The organism is Pseudomonas sp. E315 (assembly GCF_055406205.1).
The window spans coordinates 23,128-46,524 of sequence record NZ_JBUZPJ010000008.1 but is presented as its reverse complement, the minus strand read 5'-3'; the positions used below and the strand labels follow the sequence as shown (position 1 = coordinate 46,524).

The 23,397-nt window shown below is 56.8% G+C and carries 23 protein-coding genes; 4 read left to right on the top strand and 19 right to left on the bottom strand.

The genetic code is table 11. The features are described 5' to 3' along the window. Window positions 1-211: 211 nt before the first annotated feature. The 19 genes from ACZRJQ_RS13035 to ACZRJQ_RS12945 all read right to left on the bottom strand — a co-directional run bounded on the left by ACZRJQ_RS13035 (window position 212) and on the right by ACZRJQ_RS12945 (window position 17,986). Window positions 212-1,171: a PDR/VanB family oxidoreductase gene (locus ACZRJQ_RS13035; protein WP_463978757.1), complete on the bottom strand. Its 960-nt coding sequence runs from the start codon at window positions 1,169-1,171 to the stop codon at window positions 212-214. A gap of 3 nt (window positions 1,172-1,174) precedes the next feature. Continuing rightward, on the bottom strand, window positions 1,175-1,612 hold the full coding sequence (locus tag ACZRJQ_RS13030; protein ID WP_463978756.1) for a RidA family protein: 438 nt from the start codon (window positions 1,610-1,612) through the stop codon (window positions 1,175-1,177). After that, on the bottom strand, window positions 1,609-2,643 hold the full coding sequence (locus ACZRJQ_RS13025; protein WP_463978755.1) for a Rieske 2Fe-2S domain-containing protein: 1,035 nt from the start codon (window positions 2,641-2,643) through the stop codon (window positions 1,609-1,611). The genes ACZRJQ_RS13030 and ACZRJQ_RS13025 overlap by 4 nt, the downstream gene beginning before the upstream one ends. A gap of 21 nt (window positions 2,644-2,664) precedes the next feature. Beyond that, the gene (locus ACZRJQ_RS13020; protein ID WP_463978754.1) at window positions 2,665-2,892 is read right to left on the bottom strand and encodes a recombinase-like helix-turn-helix domain-containing protein; all 228 of its coding nucleotides are present in this window, start codon (window positions 2,890-2,892) and stop codon (window positions 2,665-2,667) included. A gap of 1 nt (window position 2,893) precedes the next feature. Continuing rightward, the gene (locus ACZRJQ_RS13015; protein WP_463978753.1) at window positions 2,894-3,211 is read right to left on the bottom strand and encodes a hypothetical protein; all 318 of its coding nucleotides are present in this window, start codon (window positions 3,209-3,211) and stop codon (window positions 2,894-2,896) included. Window positions 3,212-3,232: 21 nt separating this feature from the next. Continuing rightward, complete coding sequence (locus ACZRJQ_RS13010) at window positions 3,233-4,198, bottom strand: VOC family protein (protein WP_463978752.1); 966 nt, start codon at window positions 4,196-4,198, stop codon at window positions 3,233-3,235. Beyond that, complete coding sequence (locus tag ACZRJQ_RS13005; RefSeq protein WP_463978751.1) at window positions 4,198-5,691, bottom strand: aldehyde dehydrogenase; 1,494 nt, start codon at window positions 5,689-5,691, stop codon at window positions 4,198-4,200. The genes ACZRJQ_RS13010 and ACZRJQ_RS13005 overlap by 1 nt, the downstream gene beginning before the upstream one ends. A gap of 10 nt (window positions 5,692-5,701) precedes the next feature. Then, window positions 5,702-6,505 carry an aspartate dehydrogenase gene (locus ACZRJQ_RS13000; protein WP_463978750.1) on the bottom strand — a complete coding sequence of 268 codons (804 nt, stop codon included), beginning with the start codon at window positions 6,503-6,505 and terminating at the stop codon, window positions 5,702-5,704. 10 nt (window positions 6,506-6,515) lie between these two features. Then, a complete protein-coding gene (locus ACZRJQ_RS12995; RefSeq protein WP_463978749.1) occupies window positions 6,516-8,198 on the bottom strand; it encodes a thiamine pyrophosphate-binding protein in 1,683 nt (560 codons plus the stop codon). Next, a complete protein-coding gene (locus tag ACZRJQ_RS12990; RefSeq protein ID WP_463978748.1) occupies window positions 8,191-8,988 on the bottom strand; it encodes an SDR family oxidoreductase in 798 nt (265 codons plus the stop codon). Before ACZRJQ_RS12990 ends, ACZRJQ_RS12995 begins: the two co-directional genes overlap by 8 nt. A 1-nt stretch (window position 8,989) precedes the next feature. After that, on the bottom strand, window positions 8,990-9,826 hold the full coding sequence (locus ACZRJQ_RS12985; protein WP_463978747.1) for an IclR family transcriptional regulator: 837 nt from the start codon (window positions 9,824-9,826) through the stop codon (window positions 8,990-8,992). After that, window positions 9,823-10,707 carry an alpha/beta fold hydrolase gene (locus tag ACZRJQ_RS12980; RefSeq protein ID WP_463978746.1) on the bottom strand — a complete coding sequence of 295 codons (885 nt, stop codon included), beginning with the start codon at window positions 10,705-10,707 and terminating at the stop codon, window positions 9,823-9,825. Before ACZRJQ_RS12980 ends, ACZRJQ_RS12985 begins: the two co-directional genes overlap by 4 nt. Window positions 10,708-10,711: 4 nt before the next feature. After that, complete coding sequence (locus ACZRJQ_RS12975) at window positions 10,712-11,251, bottom strand: cupin domain-containing protein (RefSeq protein WP_463978745.1); 540 nt, start codon at window positions 11,249-11,251, stop codon at window positions 10,712-10,714. A 13-nt stretch (window positions 11,252-11,264) separates the two neighbouring features. Beyond that, on the bottom strand, window positions 11,265-12,029 hold the full coding sequence (locus tag ACZRJQ_RS12970; RefSeq protein ID WP_463978744.1) for an SDR family oxidoreductase: 765 nt from the start codon (window positions 12,027-12,029) through the stop codon (window positions 11,265-11,267). After that, the gene (locus ACZRJQ_RS12965) at window positions 12,029-12,805 is read right to left on the bottom strand and encodes an ABC transporter permease (RefSeq protein WP_463978743.1); all 777 of its coding nucleotides are present in this window, start codon (window positions 12,803-12,805) and stop codon (window positions 12,029-12,031) included. The genes ACZRJQ_RS12970 and ACZRJQ_RS12965 overlap by 1 nt, the downstream gene beginning before the upstream one ends. A gap of 28 nt (window positions 12,806-12,833) precedes the next feature. Then, a complete protein-coding gene (locus tag ACZRJQ_RS12960; RefSeq protein ID WP_463978742.1) occupies window positions 12,834-13,826 on the bottom strand; it encodes an ABC transporter substrate-binding protein in 993 nt (330 codons plus the stop codon). A 39-nt stretch (window positions 13,827-13,865) separates the two neighbouring features. After that, entirely contained in the window at window positions 13,866-14,702 is an 837-nt protein-coding gene (locus ACZRJQ_RS12955) for an ABC transporter ATP-binding protein (RefSeq protein ID WP_463978896.1), read from the bottom strand. 468 nt (window positions 14,703-15,170) lie between these two features. Next, entirely contained in the window at window positions 15,171-16,325 is a 1,155-nt protein-coding gene (locus ACZRJQ_RS12950; protein ID WP_463978741.1) for an HlyD family secretion protein, read from the bottom strand. Continuing rightward, complete coding sequence (locus ACZRJQ_RS12945; protein ID WP_463978740.1) at window positions 16,322-17,986, bottom strand: MFS transporter; 1,665 nt, start codon at window positions 17,984-17,986, stop codon at window positions 16,322-16,324. Before ACZRJQ_RS12945 ends, ACZRJQ_RS12950 begins: the two co-directional genes overlap by 4 nt. Before the next feature lie 665 nt (window positions 17,987-18,651). On the opposite strand from ACZRJQ_RS12945, the gene ACZRJQ_RS12940 reads away from it, so the two are divergent. From ACZRJQ_RS12940 to ACZRJQ_RS12925, 4 genes are all read left to right on the top strand, one after another. Next, window positions 18,652-19,446 (top strand): DNA adenine methylase, encoded by a 795-nt coding sequence (locus tag ACZRJQ_RS12940; RefSeq protein WP_463978739.1) that lies wholly within the window; start codon window positions 18,652-18,654, stop codon window positions 19,444-19,446. A 454-nt stretch (window positions 19,447-19,900) separates the two neighbouring features. Beyond that, complete coding sequence (locus ACZRJQ_RS12935; RefSeq protein WP_371057446.1) at window positions 19,901-20,419, top strand: Hcp family type VI secretion system effector; 519 nt, start codon at window positions 19,901-19,903, stop codon at window positions 20,417-20,419. An 84-nt stretch (window positions 20,420-20,503) separates the two neighbouring features. Beyond that, window positions 20,504-22,555 (top strand): type VI secretion system Vgr family protein, encoded by a 2,052-nt coding sequence (locus ACZRJQ_RS12930; RefSeq protein ID WP_463978738.1) that lies wholly within the window; start codon window positions 20,504-20,506, stop codon window positions 22,553-22,555. After that, the gene (locus ACZRJQ_RS12925; RefSeq protein ID WP_463978737.1) at window positions 22,552-23,385 is read left to right on the top strand and encodes a DUF4123 domain-containing protein; all 834 of its coding nucleotides are present in this window, start codon (window positions 22,552-22,554) and stop codon (window positions 23,383-23,385) included. Before ACZRJQ_RS12930 ends, ACZRJQ_RS12925 begins: the two co-directional genes overlap by 4 nt. The last annotated feature ends 12 nt before the right edge of the window (window positions 23,386-23,397 follow it).

The following is a 23,397-nucleotide window of genomic DNA, read 5'->3' as shown; positions in this document are numbered from 1 at the left end:
AACTATGCCACCGTCTGGTTGTGGCTGGGCTAGGCAGTAAGTGTAGAAAAAGCAATGATTTATAGGGGGGGCATATGTTCTTGTATTGCCCGTGAAACGGGAGGAGTAAGAAGTAACTAAATTGCACGTTACCTGTGCGTATTTATTTCACGCGCCTAAAAAAAGGCCAACAATCATGCTGGCCTGTTTTATGTATGAATCGAAATAAAGGTTATAAGTCGAGCACCAGGCGCGCACTTTTACAGCCGGACACACACACCATCATGGATGTATTAGTCGCCCGCTCGGCTTTGGTCAGGACACCATCGCGATGATCAATGTCCCCCTCCAATACCCGTGTTTCGCACGAGCCACACACCCCTTCGCGACAGCTGTACTCAATGTCACAACCCGCCTCTAGCAGCGCGTCAAGCAAACTCAGTCCGGGCTCAATTGACAAAGTCTTGCCGGTTTTTTTCAACTCAACGCTGTAACGACTTTGTGCATCTTCGGACGGTGGCAGTTCAGTTGCGGCAAAACGTTCGATATGTGCATTAGGGTAGCCGAGGCTTTCGCAGGTGTTTTCGAAGGCATCAAGCATTGGCGTCGGGCCGCAGCAATAAAAATGCGTGTCGCGGTGCTGATCCGCCAAGTAAGCGCTCAAATTTGGCGGCACACCTTTTTCATCGTTGAAGTGGTAGACCACTTTTGCGTCCAACTCACTGAGTTCTTGCACCCATGCCGCTTCCTGTCGTGTACGGGCGCAGTAGATCAGCTCGGCGGACTTACCCAGTGCCAGCAACTGGCGAAACATGCAGTAGATCGGGGTAATGCCAATGCCACCTGCCACCAACACACTGTGTCTGGCGTTGGGGTCGAGCTGAAAGTTATTGCGCGGCGAAGAAATCGACAGTTGCATGCCGACCCGCAGTTGCTCGTGCACATATTGCGAGCCCCCACGGCTGCTCCGGTCGCGAAGGATACCGACCACATAACGGCCTTGATCGCTCGGTGAGTTGAGCAGCGAATAACTGCGCACCAAGCCATTGGGTAAATGCAGGTCAATGTGCGAACCGGCTTCGAACGGCGCGAATACGGTATCGCCATAGGGCCGCAATTCCACGCTGATGATGCCTTGTGCTTCATAACGCAAGGTATGTACGAGCGCGTTGAGGGGGGAGGAGTGGGACATCGGTCACCTCTTTTCGACAGTTCGCAAGTCGAGGTCAAGGCGCGCGCTGGCCTCGATCTCCACCCGCAGTTCGGGAAATACCAACGCATTGACTTGCACCAGCGTGGACGTCGGGAACACCGCCTGATGGGCAAAAAAATCACGCCGTGCGTTGCTCACTTCGTCCTTGTCTGAGATGTCGGTGACATACACCGTTAACCGGTAAATGTTACCGACATGCCCGCCCGCCGCCTCGACCAGAGCTTGAACTTTTTTCAATACGATCAGGGTTTGGGCGTAGGTGCCCAGTGGGGTGCCGGACTCAACCGCGTGACGCGTGGCGGGATGCCCGGTCATGCCGGACATCACCACGTCGTTGCCGATCAGCAACGCATTCGTCCAGGTGTTGCTCGCTGGCTCATTCAATGAGCCGGCTTGAATGCGCTGCACGGCTGGGCTCATGACAACTGCTTCGCGTCGATCAGCTCCAGTTGAGCCTTGGCCGCGTTTTTCAGGTAACGGCGCAGACGCACCACACCGAGGTCATGTTGGTAGAGGTTTTCTCGTTGGTTGGCGTCCGGCTCCATGAATTCGAGCAGCAACCGGTCCTGTTCCAGCACTGCCCAGTGGCGTGCTTCCAGACGGTTCTTGTAAAGGAAGCGCCACGTATCGCGCTGCCAGCCGGTTAATGGGCGGCACCGCCAATGGAACACGGCTGACAATGAAGGGCTGCTAGGGGTGTAACTGCCGATGATGGTGAAGTTACCGCCCGGACCACCGGTTTTCGGATACGGAATTTCCAGACGCAACCAGTGGCAGCTGTCATCCATAAACTCGGTCCAGTCGAAGTTGACCCCGCGCTGGCCTTCTTTTTCGAAGAAGAAACCATTGTCGGTGTCGCGTGTAACGAACTTGGCAGTCGCTTCGCCTTCGCTCATGGAGTGCGACATTTTGTGCAGGTAAGTGCCGTGCATCGGGTCCATTACGTTATCGATGACGTAACGATAGTCGCCTTTCCACTCGGCGTAGCACACGAAGCTGCTCCACAACGGTGAGGTCAGTTGCTCGGGCAGGGCCAGTTCGGGTGGGGTGTCCAGATGCGGGTCTGCCGCGTTGTACAAAAAGATTGCGCCCGCCACTTCGCGAGCATGGAACATCCGCGTCGGGCGGCTACTCTCAAGCTTGCAGCCGGGGCTACCGGGAACTTTAGTGACGGTGCCGTCGCAACGCACTTCGACACCGTGATAAGGACATTGCAAGCGGTCGCCCAACACTGGCCCCTGCGACAAGGGCGCTCCGCGATGGGGGCAGTGATCTTCTAACGCATGCACGCGTCCATCATTGTCACGCCACAGGGCAATTTTGTAGCCCAGTCGACGAATTGACACAGGCTTTTCGCCCAACTGGTCGGAAGGCAAAACCGGGAACCAGAGGTTCTTTAAGCCATTTGCCAAGAGGTTTTCTACAGGGTCAACGGTTGTATTCATGTTCATTTCTTATTTTCCTCCGGCGGGTCATTCGCCCAGCCGAGCCATCAAGGTTGTATAGGCCTGCGGTGTCCACTCTCCTGTGGTCAGCGGGCAAGGTGGGCCAGCCAGATTCAGGTGGGCGAGCAGGTCAGGCAATTCGCTGACGCCATTACTAAACGCGCGTTCGATCGAGTCTCCGAGCAACTCTTCAAACTGAGTGTTTGGACGTTTCCGGGCCTGATGCTGTTGCAAGTAGGGTTGGTTATTGCTCATTTTATTGGCCTCCTTTGCGTACCCGTTCGCGGATCATTTCGCGCACGGGAACAAAGTCATACGTGGGGAAAACTTCGGTGCTGAATACGCCCCAAGCCGAGCGTTCCAGCTCAACGTTAAGTGTCGCCAGCAAGCGTGGGGGCAGCCGCAACGTGACGATCTGGCCCAAGCCCATTGCAACGGTCCAGGACATCACCTCAACGCCTTGCGGAGGGAAACACTCCCACCAGTCTTGCTGTTTCATGTGCTGCTGGATGGCTTGCAGGTTTTTCGATTGGTCGTGCTTGAGCAGCACGGTCACCAGCAAGGATTCGCTCATGTTTGGCTCCCGGGTTTGGGCTCAGGGTTTCGGCTTGTCGGTGAGAAACTTGCCTAGTGGCGCCTCGATGTTTTGCTGACGTCGCGTATTGCCGTCGATCCCGCCTGCGATTGCCCATTCGGCAAACACCGTAGGCCCGGGTTCGAAGGTACGTGGCTGCCATTCGCCGGTCAGTTGGTCTTCGTCGGCGTAGTACTCAACCAGCGCACCGGCCGGGTTCTTGAAATACCAAAAGAACGCCGATGAAACAGGGTGCCGCCCCGGGCCGATTTCTGTTGCCCAGCCGCTGCGGGAAATGTGCATGCCGCCGCCAAATACTTCGTGCACATCGCGCACGGTGAAGGCCACGTGGTTCAGGCCCGCGCGAGGGGCGGGCAGTTGCAGCATGAACAGGTCATGGTGGCCCCCTTCTTCGGCGGTGCGCAGAAAGGCGCCGCGATCCGGGTAGCGATCTGAGGCCTGAAAGCCAAATCGTTCGTGATAGAAGGCTTCGCAGGCGTTTACGTCCTTGACGAAAAACACCACATGGCCCACTTCAATGGGCGTTGCACGTTCGTAGACGGGCGCCGCCTTGTTGATCCGGCCCTTGGTTTGCCACGTGTTGTGGCCGCTGCACTCGATGTTCAACTCGCGTTTGCGCGTCACTTGTAAGCGGATCGCCAACCCGTTGGGGTCGGTGCAACCAATGCGTCCGCTGGCTTCGATAAAGCCGGGATCATTGGCAATACGTTCGCTGTAAAGCGTGAGGTCTGCTTCGCTCGCAACGCCCCAGACCACTTCGCGCACGGTCGAGCCCGCCTCGATGGCGGGTGGCAGGCCGGGCTTGTTGATATCGGCCAATACGATGCGACAGCCGTTGAGGGTTTCGAAGATGACTTCGTCAGGTTGCTCGCTGACTTTGGTCAGCCCCCAGTCTTTGAAGAACCGAACACTGGTCTCAAGGTCCTCGACGCCATAGGTAACTTCATCAATGCCTAAAACGCTCATTACACTACCTCTTGTTGCACACCGGCCCAGGCCAGTGGCTGCGGGTTCATGCCCCAATAAAGGCTTTTTTGTTCCATGTACTGCTGGATGCCGAGCCGGCCTTTTTCACGGCCCAAACCGCTGTCGCGCCAGCCGCCAAATGGCGTAGAAATCGAAAATTGTTTGTAAGTGTTGATCCAGACCGTGCCCGCCTGAATTTGTCGGCTCAGCGCCCAAGCGCGCTTGTAGTCGCGGGTCCAAATACCTGCCGCCAAGGCGTACAGGCTGTCGTTGGCCTGTTGAAGCAATTGCGCTTCATCATCGAATGGCATGGCAATCAACACCGGCCCGAAGATCTCCTCTTGGCACACCTGTTGGTGGTTGTTCAAACCCTCAAGAATGGTCGGCGGGTAGTAGAAGCCTTGGTCATACAGGCCACCGCTCAGGCGTTGGCCGCCCAGCCGTAAACGCCCGCCCTCGGCCAACCCCAGCGCGACATAGCGCTCAACCGATTCGCGGTGCCCCGCGCTTATCAGAGGGCCCATTTGTGTGCGTTCATCCGCCGGGTCACCAACGCGCAATTCGGCGGCGGCAGCCACCAGTCGGGCCATAAATGGCTCGTACAGTGCGCGAGCGACAAACAAGCGCGAGCCAGCGATGCAAGCTTCGCCCGAAGAACTAAAGATGCCGTACAGCACCCCGGCCACTGCATGATCAAGGTCGGCGTCATCGAGTACGATCGTGGGGGACTTACCGCCCAACTCTAGCGACACCGGCATCATTTTGTTGGCGGCAATGTGGGCGATGTGTTTGCCGGTTTTGGTGCCACCGGTGAACGACACACGCTTGACTAACGGGTGGCGGGTTAGCGCATCACCGAGCAATGTCCCCTTGCCCGGCAGCACGCTGAGCAGGCCTTTGGGCAACCCGGCTTCTTCGCAGATGTGGGCCAATTGCAGCGCCATTAACGGGGTGATTTCTGCGGGTTTGATCACTACTGCGTTGCCCGCCGCCAGTGCTGGCGCAACCTTTTGGGCTTCACTGGCAATCGGTGAGTTCCACGGTGTGATTGCCGCAATCACCCCCATTGGCTCGTAAACACTCATGCTGATGAAATCACCTCGAGACGGCGTGATGGTTTCTTCGAGGGTTTCACAGGCCGAGGCAAAGAATTGAAACGTGCCCGCCGCGCTGGCGACCAAGGCACGGGTTTCATTGATGGGTTTGCCATTGTCTTGGCGTTGTAATTGCGCCAGCGCCTCGCTGCGCTCACGCATCAGCTCGGCGATGCGGTATAGCACACTCGCCCGTTCGTGCGGTTTGCGCTGGGCCCAGCCGCTGTGCAAAAACGCCTGATGAGCGCCTTGCACGGCGTCTTCAACGTCCTCGACACTGGCAGCATTGAGCCAGGCAACGGCTGCCCCGGTGGCCGGGTAATACGTGGCGTAGCGTTCGCCGCGCCCCAGTCGCCACTCACCAGCAATGCAAATCGGTAAAGTCTGTTCAAGAGTCATTGGCTGTTTCCTAAATCGAAATCACGTGAGCGTGGTTGCCCAAGGCGCGAACAACGCTGTACACGGTCAGTGCCGAGGTCTTCGGATTGGCTTTTAACGGTTTGCCTCGCAAGCTCAGTTCGAAGCCGCCGAAGGCGCCGCGCGCTTCGAAGTGGTGAACGTTCTCTTCACTCAGCGGGTCAGCGATAAGGGTTACGTGGGTGCGATCAAGGCCCAAACCTGCCAGCGACAAGGTTGCCGCGACGTTGGCGTTTTTTGGATAAAGGCGTGCTGCTTCCCGGGCGCTGCCCTGAAATATCACCGTGGCCTGGGTAATGCTGTCCAAGTCACAGGCCTGTTCGGCAGGCGTGTTTTTCCAGGCACACGCCGGTTTTTTGCCGGTGTAGTTGACTGACTCCAGCCCGCCGACCTTGGCTGCCGACAAGGCATCGATGCCCCCGATGGCGCCTGGGAGTAATTGGATGCGGGTGCGACCGCGCTCGGCTGCTGCTTCCAGACGTTCCACCAGGCCCACTTCGGACAGCGCGCCCACTGACACGATCAGGCAGGCAATGCCACGCTCTAGGGCTGGCAGTACGTGTTCTTCGATGGCGCGGTGCCCGGCGCACTCAACCAGCAAGTCGGGGCGTGCGTCGGCGGGCAGCGCGGTCAGCACCTGTGGCGGTTGTTTGAAACTGGCCAAGCGTTGGCGCACCAGCTCTTCGGTACCGGCTGAAGCAATGACAGAGTCGACGCACATCTGTGGGTCTTTCTCCAGCAGTTCAAGGACGCCAATGCCAATGGCGCCGCAGCCGATCATAGTGATATGCAGCATGACGAACTCCTCAGGCGGTGGCTTTTTGCGCTTTGGTTTCGCTGTTGGGCGGCCCGGCGAACTGGGTTGCGAAGTTGCCGACACTGAGCATGTCGACTTCCAGCAGGAAGGGGCCGGGTTGAGCGAGTGCGCTGTTGACGATGCTGGCGAAATTCTTCAGGTCAGTGACCAGACCGTGGCGCAGGTTCAATGACTCAGCCAGCTTGGTGTAATCGGGTGTGTGCAGGTCGACATAGCAGTGGCGGCTGCCGTACACCGCGTCTTGAATATTGCGAATGACGCCGTAGCGCTGGTCGTTCATCAGCAAAATCACCACGTTGGCGTTTTCCTGCACCAGGGTTGCCAGCTCGCCGAGGTTGAGGATAAAACCGCCGTCCCCGGCCAGGGCGAAGACCTTGCGTTCTGGCGCGGTTTCAGCCGCAGCTACCGCTGCACCGATACCCATCGACAGCCCCTGACCAATTCCGCCGCCTAGCGCATGTACGCCAGAGCGAGGATGGACCAGCGTCAGCAGACGATTGCCCCAGATGCTGTTGGACAGCGTCACGTCGCGCACCCACGAAAAATTTCGCCCGGTAACTGCTTGTAGTTGCTCGACCATCGCCGAATACGGGCCCAGATCGGCAATCAGTTGCGTGCGCGATTGTTCGCGCACGGTTTTGAGCTCGCCTAAGAATTGCGGATCGATCTGTAGCCGGCCTTCCAGTCGATCCGCGAGCCCCTCAAGTGCCAGCGCCGAATCACCGCAGACGAACAGTTCGCTGTTGTAGCTGCGACCTTCAATGGCCGGGTTGGCGTCGATGCGCAGCGTATTGCGCGGTAGCTTTAGCGTGTACTTGAAGGTCTCGTTACTGCGCAGGCGCGAACCCGCGATCAGCAGGGCGTCGCAGCTTTGCAGAAACTGCTCCACCCGTTTGTTTTGCGAAAATGCCCCAAGGCAGCGCTCGTCATCTTCGTTGACCACGCCACGACCTTGGGTCGAGGTGATCACGCCGATGCCCATGTCCAATAGGCGCTTAACGTGTGGGCCTGTATGACGTGCGCCGCCGCCGAGCCACAACAGCGGGCGCTTGGCCGTGACCAAACGCTCGGCCATCAGATCCAGCGCTTCGGGCGACGGCACCGCCACAGCGATCGGAAGAGGGGACAGGTCGGTGGGCATGGTGATAAACGTCGACTGAATGTCGATCGGGATTTCTACGCTGACCGGCCCTGTGGGTGCGGTGAGGGCAGTCTGCACGGCCAGTTTGATGGTGCTGAGGGCTGTCTCAACGCTGCGCACGCGGAAGGCCGCTTTCGAGACGGCCTTGAGCATGGTCAACTGGTCGCGGGCTTCGTGGATATACGCGAATTCTTGATCCAGATAAGGCGTTTCGATCTGGCCGGTAAGGTGCAGTAGCGGTGTGCCTGCGGTCAGTGCTTCGACCATCGCCCCGGCGGCGTTACCGGCTGCGGTGCCCGTTGATGTCAGGCAAACGCCTAAACCACCGGTGGTTCGAGCGTAGGCGTCGGCCATATTGGTGGCACCGGCTTCACCACGAGCCATTACAAAGCGGATGTTGCCCCGCGCGGCGAAGGCGTCGAGGATCGGCATGTTATGGATCGAGATCACGCCGAATGCAGCTTTGACGTCGCATTGTTCAAGAAATGCAGTGATGGCAGCGCCAACGGTGACAGTATTTTCATTACGCATGACGGGACAGGCCTCCAGAAACATCGATATGGCTGCCTGTGGTGTAAGCCGAAAGAGGCGAGGCCAAAAAAAGGATCGCTCGGGCAGCCTCAATCGGCAGGCCCAGGCGCCCCAAGGGAATGTGTTTTTTTTGCGCAAGCTGAGCGGTCCATTGGGCCCAATCCAAGCTTCGCTCTTCGCGGGCTTCGAAACGGCGCCGCCATTGCCCGGACTCGACCAGACCAATGAGAATGCCGTTGACCCGAATACCCTCACTGGCAAATTCGGTGGCCAGCGAACGCACCAGATTCTTAACCCCTGCGCGGGCGGCGGAAGTAGCGACCATGTGCGGTTCTGGTTGGCAGGCCAGTAACGAGTTCACACAAACGATGGCGGCATTAGGCACACCTTGCAGTTGGGCTTTGAAGGCACGTACCGGGTTAATGACCGAGAAAAATTTGAGGTTCAGCTCTTCGGTCCAGGCGCTGTCAGTGGTGGCAGCGAAGGTCGATACTCGGCCTTGCCCAGCGTTATTGATCAGCACACTGGCAGGGCCTAAAGCAGCCAGACTGGCCGACGCAAAAGCGTTAACCGAGTCTGCATCAAGCACGTCGCACACCTGCGCCAGCAACCGCGCTTGAGGAAAGCGTTGGCGCAGCTCCATTTCGGCCTTACGCAGGCGTGCTTCGTCGCGGCCACAGATGGCCACAGCGGCATCGGCTTGCAGCAGCAGTTGGGCGCAGGCCAAGCCGATGCCGGACGAGCCGCCGGTAACAATTGCGATGCTGTCTTGCAGTTGATAGAGGCTCATCTCAATCCCTCATCAGGGCCGTCACGCGCGGCTGGCCGTCGTGGCCCGAAGCGCTGTTGTAGTTGAGCAGCCGCGACAACTCATCAGCGCTGCGGCGCACTTGCAGGAGCAGTTCGTTGAAGTTGACGTGACTGATTTGCGCGGTCGGGATCGTGACCCCCAACGCTGCGACGATCTGGCCGGTCTGATCGCGCACGGGAGCAGCGACGGTAGAAATGGCGGATTCGAAGAAACCCTCGCTGCTGACGAAACCACGCTGACGGTCGGCTTGGACCAGATCAAACAGTTCCAATACCGTCTTGGGCGTACAAGCTGAGTGCTGCTCCAGATGATCCTCTGGGTACAGCTCACGCAGTTCGGCCAGAGACAGATCCTCCAGCAAAATACGCCCCAAAACGGTGGCGTGAGCGGGCAGTCGGGTGCCGACAGTCACCGCACTGGAGAACACCGAAGGCGGTGACACTTTGGCCACGTAAACGATCGAGCGACCATCGCGCACCACCAGATTGCTTGGGTAGTTGAGGCGGTCGCATAAACGCGCCAGCAATGGCTGCCCTAGTTCGGTCAGCTCCAGCGAGGCCAAGTACTCAAAGCCAAGGCGCAGCACCGACATGCCCAAGCGGTATTCATTGCCGCTGCGGGTGACAAAGCCCATGGTTTCGAGGGTCATCAGCAGGCGAAAGATGGTCGAGCGCGGCAATGCCAAACGGCGGGCCAGTTCGGGGGCGGTTAACGTACGGTTGCGCCGGCTGAACTCGCACAGCAGCAACAGGCCGCGCTCTAGCCCCGGCACAATGTATTTGTCCTGTGCGTCCTTTGGCAGATCTGAATCGTTCATAGCGATGCACCTGTCAGGGATTGGTTAATGGCGCAAACCAGCCGGCCCGCTACCACGCAAGGTTGTTCGATGGGGCTGGCGTGCCCAGCATCGGCGATAAGGGAGAACGTGGCGCCCAAGGCTTTGGCCAAGGTCAGGCAGCGTTCGGGTGGAGTAATGCCATCGGCTTCGCCGCAATGCACTTCGCAAGGCATCGACAGCGGTGCGTGGCGCAATAAGTCATCTCCACACAACAACTCAATGGCTTGGCGATAGCCGTCGGAGTTGAGCCGCGCCATATTCCATTGCACCCAAGCCTTTGCGAGTTCACTGGCGGAGGGTGAAAGCATGTAGGCACTGCGTTGCTCAGCGATGTGTTGAATGCCCAGTTGCTCCAGAGCACGCAGGCGTTTGCTGCGTACTTCTTGACGCTGTAAAGCGTGCGCCGGATGACCATAACCCTGAGCAGGGCTGATCAGCACCAGCCGAGAGACCCGCTGTTGTTGCACGCCACTGGCGAACGCTGTGGCCGTAATCGCACCAAGGGAATGCCCCACCAGCACACAGCGCTGCACGTCCAGTGCGTTGAGCATGAGCAGCAGGCGTTCGGCGTAATCCGAGGCATCTGGGGCTAACGACCTTAGTGGTGTGGACTCCCCGTAGCCGGGTGCATCCCAAGCAATCACACGAACACTTTGGCCCATCTTTTGCGCCACCTCTAACCACGATGCTGAGCCCGAGCCGATGCCGTGCAACAGCACAATGACGGGCCCGATTCCGCATTCGCGAAGGGCTTGGCGACCGCCTGCGATCGCCAGCGTACGCAGAGGAAAGTCGCGGGTTAACTGAGACTCAAGGTCGGCAGTCAGTTGCACAGCGTGATTTTCGGTGGCATGCAACATGGGTTTATCCGCGCTTGATTGAGGCCAGAGGGTGTTCTGGCGGGTAAGTCGGGGTTAGCGGCTTTTTCGCGCCGAGCATCACGCACATCAGTGCGTCTTCGTCGCCGATGTTTATTTCTTCGCGGTATACACCCGGTGGCACGGAAATTACGTCGCGGTCGTTGAGGATGGTTTCGAAGCGCTCTCCGTCCTTCTCGATCACCACTTTTAGTTTGCCGCGCAGCACGAAGAACACTTCTTCAACGTCAGTGTGTATGTGCGGCGGGCCTTCGTGACCGGCCGGAATCACCATGGTGGAGAACGTGAAGTGCTCCGAGGGAATGGTGTTCATGTCAGTGCTGACCCCCGTGCCGCCGGTGCCGATGTAACGCATTTGCGCCCGGCGAAACTTGGGGTCGTAGTCCGCCTGAAATTTCAGCGCATTCCAGTCGTATTGCCGGGTTTCGTAGCGGGCAATACGGGTGCTCATCCAACTGGCGAGGTTGCTGCCCTCTGGCTGTTCCCAGCTTTTTGGGGTGTCTTGTTGTGCAGATAGGTCAGTCATGGTCATCTCCAGGTCAAGGCATGACGAACCCGCCGTTGACCGGCAGGGTTTGTCCAGTGATAAAACGAGCGAGGTCAGACAGCGCAAACAGCACGGCGCCGCTGACGTCTTCGGGAAGTTGCGGGCGTTGAATCGCCCGCTGATCGTTGTACAAACGGTGGCGAGCTTCGGGCACGTAGGCAGTGGCTTCGACCAGCACCAGCCCCGGCGCGATGGCGTTGACGGTAATGTTGTCGCTGCCCAGTTCGCGGGCCAAGCTGCGGGTCATGGCGATGATTGCGCCTTTGCTCGCGACATAGGCCAACAGGTTAGGTGCGCCCCACAGCGGAGTGTCGGAGGCCAGATTTACAATGGCGCCAGTGCCACTGGCTCGCAGGGCTGGCAGGCAGGCTTTGGTCATCAACCAGGTGCCGCGCACATTGACTCGCATCACCTGATCCCACGTATCGAGGGTCAGTTGCTCACAGCTTTTGCCCCCCGAATTGGTGATGGATGCGTTATTCACTAAACCGTCGAGGCCGCCGAGCAGTTGGGTGGTTTCAGCCACGCAGGCGTCGATGGAGTCCGGCTGTGCCAAGTCGAGGGTCAAACCCTGCACCTTCAGGCCTTGGGCTACCAGTTGCGCAGCCGATTGCTGGACGCGTTCGGCGAGAATGTCGGCGATCACGACGTGGGCACCGGCCCGGCCAATGGCTTGGGCAAAGGCGTAACCCAAACCGCGAGCGCCTCCAGTAACCAGTACACGGCGGCCTTCGAGCAAACGATTGAGGACGGTCATTATTGAGTGCTCAACATGGCTTTGGGCATGTAATGCAGGACCCGCTTTTCAGCCCAGACCACCGCGCCGTAGGCCAGCACCCCAATCAGGGTGAGCATCACGATGGCAACGAATACACCGGCTGTATTGCCTTGGCCTTCAGCATCGACCAGCAAGAACCCTAACCCTTGGTTGCCGCCAACAAGCTCGCCAACGGTGACTCCGATCACGGCCAGGGTTGAGGCAATACGCAGCCCCGAAAACAGCGCGGCCATCGCTGACGGGAACTCCACCAAGCGGAAGATTTGCCAGCGGGTTGCGCTCATCGTGCGAACCAGGTTGATCATGTCCGGGTCAACGGTACGGATGGCCGAGAGCACGTTGATCATCACCGGGAAAAACACGATCAGGATGGCAATCAAAATTTTCGGGTAAATGGTGTAGCCCAGCCACATCACAAACAGCGGCGCAAAGGCGACTTTTGGGGCGATTTGCAACGCCAAAATATAGGGTGAGAGCACCGCTTCTGCCGTTGGCGAGAGCCCCAGAGACACACCAATGGCCACGCCGAGCAGGGCGCCCAGACCGAAACCGACGACGATTTCGAAGGCCGTAATCAAGGTGTGCTGCAACAGCCCGCCGGACTGCCACATCACCATGCCTTCCTGGGCCACACGGCTCAGTTTTGGCATGACGTATTCAGGCATGCCAAGCAAGCCCGGGCCCCATTGCCAAAGCACCAAAGACAAGAGCAGTAAGCCGACGCTGCCCAGCACAGAGTTGTTCAGATTCTTCATCAGGTGAGTACCTTGTTGTCACTGGCCGTTATTGCCCGGCTGTTTGGATGTCGATGAACTGGTTGGTATAGAGATCGTCAAGTTTTGGCTCTTGGCTAACGATGCGTTCGCTGACGTAGAACTGGCGCACTGATTCCAAACGCGCCGGATCAATCCGGCCGGGCACTGTTTGATTGGCGTAAACGTGTTCGATGTAAAGCTTGAAGACCTTCTCCAGCGCTTGTTCTTTGCCCGAGTAAGCGGGCACCGCTTTGGCAAAAGTGGCGGCGGCTGTGTGCGGGTCGTCAATGATGTCGCGCATGCCCTGCAGGGTCGCTTGCACAACATCGTGAATCACTTGTGGCTGTTGGGCGATGGCCTCATCGGACGCGATGATCGACTGGGCCATGCTCTCGAAAATCTCGGATTGCGCGATCAGCTTGATTTTCAATCCGGCGTCTTCGGCGTTAATTACCCAGTCCGGCACACCTGCCATTGCCTGAGCCTTGCCCGCTGCGAACAGTTGCCACACACCGGCCGGCCCGGCTGCCTGAATGTTCAGGTCAGTCTTGTTCAGACCTGCTTTGCGCAGCGATGCCAGCAGGGCGTAGTAGGTGGTGTCCGAGTAAGACATCACAGTTATCGTCTTACCCTTGAGGTCGGCAATGGAGTTGATGCCTTGTGCAGCATTGGTCGCAATCATGGTCACACCACCTGCGCCTAGCACCGCCACGGTGCGCACAGGAATGCCGTTGGCCCGCACCACAATCGGGGTATCACCGATGGCTCCGCCGATCATGGCGTTACCGGCACCGATCTGTTTGGCGACATCGACGCCACCTTTGCCCGCAATGAATGTCAGGTTCAGGTTTTTGGCGCGGTAATAGCCTTTTTCCTGAGCGATGATCCACGGTGCAAATGCAGGCGAATTGGGTGGTGCTGGCAGCAAGTAAGTGACGTCAGTTGGCTGGGCTTGCGCCGCAACAGACATACCCAGACCCAGCGCAATAAAGGCCAGGCGTTGAAACAGTGATGTGTGCATGGGAACTCCTGAATGGGTGGACGACCACACGGGTAATGATCAATGCAGTTCGGTGTCTTCCCCGACTTGCAGCAGCTCCATCAGGCGACCGACCAGCGGGCCGATTTGCGGCAGCTTGCGACGTTCCAGCGGGTTATCGCGCAACGGCAGGTCAATGTTGATTTCTTCGATGATGGTGCCGGGGCGTGCGCTCATGACCAGCAAGCGGTCAGACATAGCAATGGCTTCGATCAAGTCATGGGTAATGAACAGCGCGGTTTTCTTTTCATCGAACAGCATTCGCGCCATGTCTTGTTGCAGGATCATTTTTGTTTGTGCATCCAGCGCCGAGAATGGCTCGTCGAGGAACAGCACCTGCGGGTCGATAGCCAATGTACGAGCCAGCGCAGCGCGCTGACGCATGCCACCCGACAGTTGGAACGGGTAGTGGTCGGCAAAGCCTTTGAGGTGGCACCGCTCAAGCAGATCTTTGGCAACCGCTTGACGCTTGGCAGCGGGCACACCCTGGATTTCAAGCCCCAACTCGATATTGCGGCGGATGCTGCGCCACGGCATGAGTAAGTCTTTTTGCAGCATAAAAGCGACTTGGCGTACTGGTCCGGTCACCGCTTCACCGCTGACGAACACCTCGCCTTCGGTTGGGCGGTATAAGCCGGAACCCATGTTCAGAATGGTGCTCTTGCCGCAACCAGAAGGGCCGATGATCGATACCACTTCACCACGGCGAATCTTGAAATTGACGTCGCGTATGGCAAATGGCGCTTCGGACTTTCCTTTGGCCGGGAAACATTTACCGACATTGCGGAATTCAATTTCGGTCGGCTCCAGATCTTCCTTGAGAGCGGGTTTATTCCATTGAGGGGCGATGGCATACATCTCGTTCACAGCCATTGGGAAGGGTCTCTGGTCTGTTTTATAGGTGGTACGGTGTTTAGTGCATGAACAATGCCATTCCCTTCAAACGTTAGTTGTTAATTAATAATTTGTTTAAAATCAGTTAGTTGAGAGATTAAGAGTGAAATTTTATTGTTTCATATGTAAAACATGGTTTTTTATATGGCACGAAACTGCACATTAGTTGCGCGAGCTTGAGAAAGTTGCGAGGAGGCGGTGCCTTTTTAAGTAACGTCGGACGAAGGGCAATAGCGGATTTGTTTTAGGTGTGAAACGAAGTGCGCAGGTTTGAGGGTGAACTCACTCAAAGGGCTAACTACCGTTACCCTCAAATGACCGGAGGCAACGCTCGGCCCAGCATGCCTGTGGTTTGAAGTTGCTCCCCTGATGGAACCCTTCGTTAAAGATGCCTGAAGGCTCATGTAAGGGAAGCGACAGTTGGCCTGCTGTTTATTTAAGGTTTACGGTTGAATCATCGCTGGGTTCGGCCGTATCAATACTTACCACGACCGACATCCCTGGCCGTAGCCGTTCGATCTGCTTCTGATCCCTGTCGACAGAAATGCGCACGGGCACACGCTGGGCAATTTTGACGAAGTTACCGGTGGCGTTATCGGCCTGCAACAAACTGAATTCCGACCCGGTCGCCGGTGAAATTCGCTGTACTCGGCCTTGGAATTTACGATGGTTGAGGGCGTCAACAGTGAAGCTCGCCGGCTGGCCTATCTTCACATTGTCCATTTGGGTTTCTTTCATATTGGCGATTACCCACAACTGGTTGGGCACCAGTGCCATCAACTGCGCCCCGGAGTTGACATATGCACCCAGCCGCACCCCGATCTGCCCCAACTGGCCGTCGCGCGGCGCCGTGACATGGGTGTTGGATAAGTCGATTTGCGCCAGTTGCACCGCAGCTTCTGCGCTGGCCACAGCGGCTTCCAGAGAGCCGCGGTTGATGATCACCGTCTGCAAGTCTTGGCGGGCGATTTCTAGCGTCGCCTGAGCCTGCGCTACCGCCGCAATGGCCTGAGCGTTAGCTGCCAGTGTGACGTCTAGCTCTCGTCTGGATACCGAACCATCGCTGATCAGTGCTTGATTGCGTCTTAGGTCGGCCTCGCTTTTGCGTGCTTGAGCCTGACTGTCAGCAATGGCGGCCTGGCGTAACGTGATAGTCGCTTGAGCACTGTTGCGTTGCTGCACTACGTTGGCCAGCGCTGCTTTTTGCACCGCCAGCTGCGCAAGCGATTGATCGAGGTGTTGCTTGAAGATCCGGTCATCCAAACGCACAAGCAGGTCGCCGGCTTTCACAAACTGAAAATCCTGCACCGGCACTTCGTACACGTAACCGCTGAGTTGTGGGCTGATGATCGTCACCTGACCTCGCACCAAGGCGTTTTCGGTGGTTTCGACCGCACTGCTGAAGGGCGGTAACTCCCAGGCGTACAACACAATCAGCACGCCAACCAGAGCAATAGCGGCAAAGCCTAAAGACGAAACAATGCGTGTCGACAATGAACGCGGTTCAGTGCCCGGTGTTGATGGCGGAGCAACGCCTTCAGGGGTTGCGGCGATGGCATTGGTGGTTGTGGTGGTCGGTTCTATCATGAAATAGGGGCGCCGCTGGGAGGTACGGGAGGAGTCGCAGGCACTGGCGCGACGGCTTTGGTAGTGCACATCAGCCACAAGGCACGAATAGAGATCCAGATCATGGTCAGCACGGCAATCACGGCGATGAGCATAAAAACATCATTGTAGGCCAGCACATTGGCCTCACGCGTTGCGGCGTTAGCCAAGCTGCGGATGCCTTGAAGATTGCGCAAGCCAGGATCGGCGATTAGAGAGGCGACGGCATTGCCACCACTGTCTACCCGCGCGGCCACGCGCGGGTCGAGCAATGTTAAATGCTCGACGATGTGACTGGAGTGGAATTTTTCGCGCACGATCTGAAATGTCCCTAGCAGCGCAGCACCGATCAAACCACCAAGGTTTTGACAAATACCGAACATCACCGAGAAGCTGATCAGGTTGCGCGGATTGCTCAGCACATTACTCATGCCAGAGACCATGATCGGGCCGAGAAAAAATGTGCCGCCGAAAGCCAGCAAAAACTGGCTGATATAGAGGTTTTGCGGGCGCGTCAGGTTGTTTGAATAACTGTCCATCACAGATCCGGTGGCCATCAGTGCCAAGGAAATGATGACCGGCATGTACAAGTGCTTCGGGTTAATAGTCAGCGCACTGATGACCAGCCCGGCAATGCTGCCTATCAGCATGACCACATACAGGTTATGTAGCTGTTGGCTGCTCATGTTCAGCGCTTGCATAAAACCTACTGCCCCGGTGGACTGCTCCGAGAGCACCATACGGACCAAAATCACGGACAAACCCAGCCGAATCATCGTGCCGCTGCCAAGCCAGCGGGTCATCAGCATGGGGTTGTTGCGATTATGCTCAATCGCGAGTCCGGCCATGATCAACACAATTGAGCCTGCAGAGGCGACCCCAATCCACGGGGCTTCCAGCCACCATTCAATACGCCCCAATGACAGCACCGCACAGAGCAAGGCCACCCCGCTGGCCAACAAGGTGAAGGTCAGAAAATCCAGCTTTTCGAATGTTTTGAAGCGGTCACCCGGCGGCAACTTGAGCAGGAGCACGCAGCCCAATGACAGCAGCGCCATGCCGAGCTCGAACAGGTAGAGCCCGCGCCACTCGGCAATCTGCAGCAGGTCTTCGGAGAATAGCCGGGCCAGCGGCAAGGCCAGTTGTGAGGTGCCCAGACCGAGTACCACGGCCTTGAGCCGCCACTTCGCAGGGAACGCCTGAATCATGTAATACAGACCCAGCGAAGTTAGCGCAGCACCCACCATTCCGTGGGCTGCACGCACGGCAATCGCTGAGTTAAGGTCGTTGACGAACAAGTGTGCAAAAGTCACAAGGGCGTAGAGCATCAAAAAAACTTCGGTGAACGCTCGCAGGCCGAACTCCTGACGAAACTTCACCAGCAGCAGGTTCATCGATACATTGGTCATTACATACGCTGCCGGCAGCCAGGCCATTTCTGCAGTGGTTGCCCCCAGAGAGCCCTGCAAGTAGGGCAAATTAGCGATCACCAACGAATTGCCGAGGCCGCCGGTTAACGCCACCAGCAGACCGACCAGCGCAAAGGCGAGGCGTTTTAGCTGAGGGTGTTCTGGGGTCGAAGGTGAGCCGGGCAGGCTAGGCTTTTCATGGGGTAGCCAGTTGTGTTGGGTGTAGTGATCCATTCGAAGGCCTTGATTGGGGTGAAACCTGACTGCCCATAGTAGGCCTGAGGGCAGGGCTTACGACTAGCGGGTACGCGTTTCATGCAGAGAGCTGGAGCGCAGACGGATGTGGTTTTATCGCTCAGTGGAGGCGCTATCGTCCATAGCGCAAAAGCTTTATTGAAAGTGGCACGCCGGTTCATTAGCAGATACTGCATGTGCTTAACCCGCAAAGAGGCATTGATGTGCGCCCTTAGCCACAGTTTTTTCTTTAGGCGTTATGCCTGGTTGTGTTCGTAGCGTGCTGCTTGGAACAGGCTGCGCGATGCTTTCAAACACAGTGTCGCTAAAAAAACAGATGCTGACTCGGCGAGTAGCGCGGTGAGAGGCCGATGGGGAGGGCGCCTTGCGCAGGGAGAGGGTCCCCAAAAAATATTTTGACTCCGCTCTAGGGCAGTAGTTTTATGGCTTGAAATTTAAGCTATGCCCCCAATTTTGCCCCAATCGCGGCGGGTGCGCGGGCGATCTCGATTGGCGATTGTTGACTTGAAGCGGGGTGGTCTTGGCTGGCTTTCAGTGTACCCAATCGGCCAAGGGGACGAAGGTCCCGCAACGGGCTCAGAGTAAGCCAGCCAAGTTTGCCGAGGTACTTGCCTGGACAGGGCTGGTGCATCAGCGGAGCGGTCATGTCCAGTCCCGTCATCCCGTGGATGGGCGGCAAACGCCGCTTGGCCGACCGTCTGATCCCGCTGTTCCCGCCTCATGAGTGCTACGTCGAAGCCTTCGCCGGAAGCGCTGCGCTGTTCTTCCTCCGTCCTCAACCAGCCCCGGTTGAAGTTCTCAATGACATCAACGGTGACCTCGTCTGCCTGTATCGCGTGATTCAGAACCACCTTGAAGAGTTTGTACGCCAGTTCAAGTGGTCGCTCAGCTCGAGACAGATCTTTGAATGGCAGAAGATGACTCGCCCGGAGACGCTGACAGATATCCAGCGAGCGGCACGATTCTTCTACCTGCAGCAGCATGCGTTTGGGGGCAAGGTTTCAGGGCAGACCTTCGGTACTGCGACTACAGCGCCATCAATCAACCTGCTGCGTATTGAAGAAAACCTGTCAGCAGCGTGGCTGCGCTTGGCTGGGGTTTATATAGAAAATTTGCCTTGGTATGAATGCGCCGAGCGCTACGACCGGCCGCATACCTTCCACTATATGGACCCGCCGTACTGGCAGGTGGCGGGATATGGAGTCGAGTTTGGCTTTGAGCACTACGAGCGTATAGCCGAGTTTATGCGCGGATGCCAAGGCAGGGTTATGGTCAGCATCAACGACCATCCCGATATTCGACAGGTGTTTGAGGGGTTTCATTTTGAAACGACCGAAATCCGGTACACGACCATCAATCAGCGGAGCAAGAAAACGGAGTTGGCGGATGAGCTAATTGTCATGAATTGGCGGCCTGAAGCCTTGAACAGGTTGTTGTGATGACATGAGTGTTTAGCTGTGTATTTTATGTTTATTTAAAGCGATTTTTTGGTGTCTGCTGCGGGCTGTTTTTGGGTGTGTTTTTGGCTCAAAAAACAGCACTATTTTAAAATACCTTGACTTTCAAAAAACACAATTCTGAAATTCTCTAATTTTTGCAACTGCGCAACTTCTTGCGCACTAAAATGTGGATAACCATGTGGATACATGGCTATACGTCACGGTTTACGTCCTGTACAGGCGAGTGCGCAACTTCTTGCGCACCACTGCGCAAGAAGTTGCGCACTTTTTTGCTGTTTCCGACCCTCTACCTCGCCTTAACTGTGAGGTTATTAGGCTAACTGCTTGATATACATAGGTTATGAAATAGTTGGCACAAACATTGATTACTCACTTGCTACCTGGCAGGCGATTTTGCCTGTTGGGCTTCATTTTTCAAGCAAGGAACGCATCAATGGCTACTCCAGCGTACATGTCGATTACGGGCACTAAACAGGGCCTGATTACTGCCGGTGCTTTCACCGCCGATTCGGTCGGTAATACCTATCAAGAAGGTCATGAAGACCAGGTCATGGTTCAGGGCTTTAGCCACGAAGTGATCATCCCTCGCGACCCGCAGTCGGGCCAGCCGACCGGTCAACGCGTTCACAAACCGGTGAAAATCACCAAGGTGTTCGACAAGTCCTCGCCGCTGCTGTTGGCAGCACTGACGTCAGGCGAGCGTCTGACCGAAATCACCATCGAGTGGTACCGCACTTCGGCGGCGGGCACCCAAGAGCACTACTTCACCACCAAACTTGAAGACGCCATCATCGTCGACATCAAGGACTACATGCACAACTGCCAGGACCCGTCGAACGCGCACTTCACCCACCTGGAAGATGTGGAATTCACCTACCGCAAAATCACCTGGACGCACGAAGTGTCCGGTACGTCGGGTTCGGATGACTGGCGTGTGCCGGTGGCTGGCTAAGGCTGGCTGGTGACTTAAACACCCCGACCACTGGTTGGTCGGGGTGCTGCACAGGATTCATTTTTTCAACTTAAGGATAAGTGCATGTTCGCGCCCGCCAATACTGCGCATTTCACGCTAGTGATTCCCTATGTTCGCAACGACTTTAAGGTGCTGGCCTTTGAGGGGCTTGAAGGGATTAGTGCTTTGTATGCGATCCAGGTTGAGTTGGTCAGCGAGTACCCTGATTTAGATTTGGAAAGTTTGCTCAGCCAGCCTGCATTTCTCCAATTTGGCCTGAATGGCGAAGGCATTCATGGCCGCATTGAAGATGTGCGTGTGGGCGAATCCGGTAAGCGACTGACTCGCTACCACCTGACGTTGGTGCCTGCGCTATATTATTTGCAGTTCAGCTACAACCAACGCATCTTCCAGCACCTTACGGTGCCGCAGATTATCGCCCAGGTCTTAAAAGGGCATGGCATTCAGGCCGATGCCTTTAGCTTTCATGTCAGCACTAGCCCTGAGCGTGAATATTGCACTCAATACGGTGAAAACGATTTTGAGCTCATTCAACGGTTGTGCAGTGAAGACGGGATTTCGTGGCATCACCAACACAGTCCAGATGACCATCTATTGGTGTTCACCGAGGACCAGACTTTTTTTCCAAAACTCGGCGAGACTCAGTATCAGCAAGACAGTGGCTTGGCGGCGGATTACCCGGTGGTCAGTCACTTTTCCATGCGTTTTAGTACTCGAACCAGCACCATTACACGTCGAGGCTATGATTTAAAGCGCCCGAGTTTATTGCTGGAAAGCCAATTCACCGCCGAATTCACCCCGGCGCTTGAAGATTACTGCTACCCCGTGTCAATCGAGAGTGAAAAACGTGGTCGGCAGATCGCCCGTCAAGCGTTGGAGCGTCATCGTGCCGACTATAAATTGGTCGAGGGGCAGAGTGATCAACCCTCCCTGCGCAGCGGTCACTTTTTCAACCTGACTGAACATCCGCGCAAGCAATACAACGATTTGTGGCTATTACTCGGGGTCCATCACTTTGGAAAACAACCCCAGGTTCTCGAAGAGTCGATCACCAGCGACGTTAAGCCTGCCGATGGATTCACCCAAGGCTACCGCAATAGCTTCAGCGCGATTCCGTGGGATGTGTTCTACCGTCCACCACTGGTTGCACGCCCATCGGTATTGGCCAGTCAGACCGCTCGTGTGACCGGGCCTGCAGGTGAAGAAATATTTTGCGACGAGTATGGGCGCGTCAAGGTCGAGTTTCATTGGGATCGCGCCGAACGGGGTAACGACAAAAGCAGTTGCTGGCTTCGGGTGTCATCGAGCTGGGCGGGGGAGGGGTTTGGTTCGGTAACCATCCCGCGTATTGGCATGGAGGTGGTGGTTACCTACCTAGAGGGCAACCCGGACAACCCATTAATTACGGGGTGTGTACCTAACAAGGTCACGCGGGTGCCGTATCCCTTACCCGCGAACAAAACCAAAACCGTACTGCGCAGCTCCAGCTCGCCCGCCAGTGGTGGCTACAACGAACTGTCGATTGAAGACCGCAGCGGCCAAGAGCTTATTTACTTGCGAGCTCAACGTGATATGGAGCAAAGGGTCGAAAATGACAGTCGGCTGGAAGTCGGTAACGAGCGTTTGGAAACCATAAAAGGCAATAGCATCACAGTGCTGGAAGCAGAGGAGCAGCGTACCGTCACTGCCGACCGTAAGGTCCAACTCAAGGCTAACGATTATTTACAGGTTGCGAGCAGCAGTCATACCCGTGTCGGGCAAACGGTCGTGATCGAGGCGGGTCAACAAGTCCACCTCAAGGCCGGTGCTCATCTGATTTTGGATGCAGGGGCCAGTATCACTTTGAAAGGCGGCGGTCAGCACATCGTCATTGGTCCCGGTGGTATTTTCAGTAGCACCGAGATTCAGCTTGGAGGTGCGCCCGCTGCCGGGACTGCCGCGGCGCCGGTGTTGCCGGGGATGCTTGAAGGCTTGTCGATACCATCGGCATTGCCGCTGCCCGATCTTGCGTTTTACCAGCAGCAAGCAGTCGCGGGGGCTCTTTTACCCATACCGGGCTGTCTGCTCGACGCATCGGGTGATTGCCCAATCCATCACCCAGGTAAGACGGCATGATCAAGTCCATTTCCTCCCCTTTTCAAGTACCTGTCGCTGCAGGAATGTTGTGCGTGATTTTGGACGCCAGTTTCGATCCTGCCTTGCAGGAGCATGTCGAACAGGGCATGGGTTATGGCCTGGAGCGCTGTGTCCCGCTGTTTGACAATACGCCCTACGCCGCCTTGCAAGCAGCCGGGCCGTTTGCCGTTCTGTGCGCGCTGAATGGACCATTGATGGCATACGCCAGTGCATTACTGGAGCGGGCCGATGCCGGTTGTGTGTTCTATCTGGAGAATGAACAACATTTAGACCTGGCGGTAGAGCATTGGCGCAGCATGCTGACGGTCAGTTGCGACGACATGCCGGCCCGGTTGATGCGTTTTTTCGAGCCGCGCTGGCTAGAGCCGCTGCTCAAAAGCTTCGATGACGCTGAGCGGCTGCAGTTCATGGGACCGCTCACCGATATGGTCTGGCGCAACGAACTGGGTTGGCGTCATCTGGCTAACCCTCGACCGGATCCAAACTTTCAAATTCAGGAACCAGGTTGGTTGCACCTGAGTTTTGGGCGTCAGTCCCTCATGGATCAGCATCGTTTGAAAGTGCTCGCAGTTCGGCTTTCCTTGGATTATCAAACCGTACTGCCGATGCCTGAGCCGGCGGGTTTCGTATACCAGCAACTGATCGCGGCCCGGCATGCAGGCTACCTGCAGATGGCCGAACAGGAGCGCTGGTTGAGACTTGCACTGCGTGAGGGTGATGGCTTTTGGAGTCGCTCCCCTTATACCGAATTAATGGCTCGTGAAGACTTGGGCCTTGGCGACAAGCTTATTGAGCTAGAGCGCCTCTGAATCACAAGGACG